This window comes from Pediococcus acidilactici DSM 20284, assembly GCF_000146325.1.
Taxonomy (GTDB): domain Bacteria; phylum Bacillota; class Bacilli; order Lactobacillales; family Lactobacillaceae; genus Pediococcus; species Pediococcus acidilactici.
Genome location: NZ_GL397068.1, coordinates 1 through 2,690, shown reverse-complemented (window position 1 = coordinate 2,690; position 2,690 = coordinate 1). Strand labels below are relative to the sequence as shown.

Annotated in this window: 2 protein-coding genes and 1 pseudogene; 2 read left to right on the top strand and 1 reads right to left on the bottom strand. The window is 39.5% G+C overall.

Features of this window, described 5'->3' with window-relative positions; all coding sequences use genetic code 11:
• Positions 1-89 precede the first annotated feature (89 nt).
• Positions 90-426, top strand: a pseudogene (locus HMPREF0623_RS09615) (transposase).
• 224 nt (positions 427-650) lie between these two features.
• On the opposite strand, the gene HMPREF0623_RS09210 reads toward HMPREF0623_RS09615, so the two are convergent.
• A complete protein-coding gene (locus HMPREF0623_RS09210) occupies positions 651-2,315 on the bottom strand; it encodes a glycosyltransferase family 8 protein (RefSeq protein WP_002830757.1) in 1,665 nt (554 codons plus the stop codon).
• Between the two features lie 221 nt (positions 2,316-2,536).
• Between HMPREF0623_RS09210 and HMPREF0623_RS09605 the strand changes: the two genes are divergently transcribed.
• Positions 2,537-2,690: helix-turn-helix domain-containing protein (locus tag HMPREF0623_RS09605; RefSeq protein ID WP_143121394.1), on the top strand; the 154-nt coding region annotated here is incomplete at its 3' end.

Here is a 2,690-nt window from a genome sequence, read left to right as displayed (position 1 = left end):
TGTATCAGGTTATGCTGAAAAATTTGTCCAAAAATTCGGATTAAATTTGCAATCTACCGTTTAACTTCTGAACAAGTTGTTTCCGGGGTATTAGTACTAATTCAGATTTTTCTGAAGTCTACTTTGCTGTTCAATCCATCGCTGATGCCATTCGGCATCAAAATAAAGAAAAATTGTTACAACTGCTTAGAACCAAGACCACTACTCCATATCTTCGTACACTACTTAATACTTTTAAAACACGCGTTAAATCAATCGTATATGCTCTATATTCACCATTATTAAATGGTCGTATTGAAGGCACTATTCGTAAAATTAAACAAATTCAACGCACGGCTTATGGATATAGAAATTGGCAGCACTTGAGAGATCGTATATATATTGAATTTATATTTAAAACTAAAAAGAAAACCAATTCGTAAATGAATTGATTTTCTTCAATTGCCTTCAGCAACACTTGTTGACTTAGAGCCCTTAAAATTCAACATTAACGCACCAAATAGGGACCAGAGATTTTTAATCTCTAGCCCCTATTTTTTAGTGGATAATCGGATTAGGAGGATTACCACTTTTAAGGTACTTTAAATGGTTAGCAATAAAATAAGTTTTGAAAAAGCTAGTGGTTAAGTTGGTAACCAACCTGACTGAGCTTATCCGCGAACCTTCACACCTTGGTTGCTAACCATTTCGTGATACTTCAGGTACACCTCGGCGTAAGGATTTTCACAATCCTCGTGCCAAGGCTTTACGTGTCCGCAGAAATGAATTAACTTAGGATCTTCACGTGTTTCTGCGTAAGGTTCCAACAATTCGGTCCGCGGTGGAAAAATGGTTTCCATTACAATGTTGGACTGGGCGTTCCATTGGGGATGCAAGTGTAGCCAATCGTTGTAAAGGATGGCGTTCAACGCGTCCTGATCGTGGAAACGTAATTTTTCGGGGTTTTGGTTGATGTAATCTAACACTTTTTGGGTGATTGACTTCGCCCGCCAACGGACAAGGTCAATTAACATCATTCCCGAATTAAAGTACTTTTCATTTTCCTTAGTGATTCCCATTTTTTCCAACCGGTCGTGGAATCCAGCATCCTCTACGGCAGCAATTACGTTGCCCTCTAAGTTGGTTTGCCATAATTCATGCAAACTTGTGTTGGCAATGATGTCGCAGTCGAGGTAGATTGCCCGGTTGATGGATGGCAACAATGCGGGAGCTAGGATGCGGTAGTAGGCCGTTTTGACGATTCGGTCGCTTTCTACCGCGTTAGCTAGTAATTCTTCGTTAACTTCTACAATTTTAATCGTCGCGTTGTCATACCGGGCAATGATGCTTCCCAATAACATCATGTCGCGATCAGTCAGGTGATCGGGTAACAAGAAGAAATTGTATTGGTGTTCTGAATCATTTTCTAAAATCGAAATATAAGATGTGGCAAGCGGTTGAATAAAGGCCGAGTTTGCCGCTGAGATAACGTTAATCACTCCACGATGCATTTCCAATTCACCAAGTTCTTCGTGATACTCATCTAAATAAGGATGGACGGTGAGGTCCTTCCACGGTTTTTCATGAGTAGTGAAATGAACAATGCTAGGTTCCTTAATGGCTTCGTCGATTAGTTCAGCGTACCCCTGGTTGATTGGCCGATGTTTTCTGAAAATAATCGAGTTTTGTAAATTCCATTTTGGATGAAGAAATTGAACTTCCCCAGCTAACACGGCGTTAAGCGCGTCTTGGTCGTGGAAAATAATTCGGTCGGCATGATTTCTAATAAATGCCAAAGTTTTTTCTGTGATTCGATGGGCGTTCCACCGGGCAACATCGATCACCATGATTCCGGAATTGAAATATAGATTACTTGCGGCAACCACGGGATCGACACCTAGGCGATGCAATGCAAAAGCCTGTCCCGTATCAATAACCGCACCCACGGTATTACCATTTAAATTACTTTCGGCAAGTTCGGTTAGGTCCTTTCGAATCAAAACGTCAACGTCTAAGTAAATTAGTCGATCAATCTGCCGTGAAGCTAGTAGCTTAGGGGCGATGATTCGAAAATATGCGGTTTTATTGATGTGTTGGTTCGTTGGGCAAAAATCAAAACGTTCGTCGTCAAGATTTAAATACTCAATGGTATGAAAATTATGCATCAATTTGTCTAACAGTGCCCGGGTTTGGTCACCAAGGTTGTTGGTTAAAACAATGAAATGGGCCCGGGTTGCTGAATTTAAGGTTTCTAAAGCAGTTTTAATGGTAATGCATAGTGGGTCAGCATAATTACGGTCCGCTGCCAATAAGATATTAATTTTTTTCAAATTCATCCACCCCTTTTTTGATTTATATGCCCATTATATAAATTTATTCAAAATTAAGTAAAGTAATATGCAATAGTTTTGATAAGGAAATCAAAATATTTGCAAACGCTATTCTCCGTCTGTATAATAGTAGATTGTAAAATTAATCCGAACGCTGTTCGGACAAAAAAGATCAGCTTCCTTTAAAATGGTGTTTACCACAAACCCATCTTTTAGGAGCTGATCTTTTGTCTAGTATAACCTATTCCGAACGAATTAAAATCGAAACCCTTTGTGAACTAAGGCTGTCCAATATCCAAATGGGCGTTCGGCTGAACCGATCACCGTCAACAATGTCTTATGAATTATATCGATGTCAACCTTATCAGGCTGAATTAGCAC

Excerpts from the sequence above, each read along its gene's own strand:
- HMPREF0623_RS09210 (WP_002830757.1), bottom strand. The coding sequence starts at position 2,315 with ATGAATTTGAAAAAAATTAATATCTTATTGGCAGCGGACCGTAATTAT.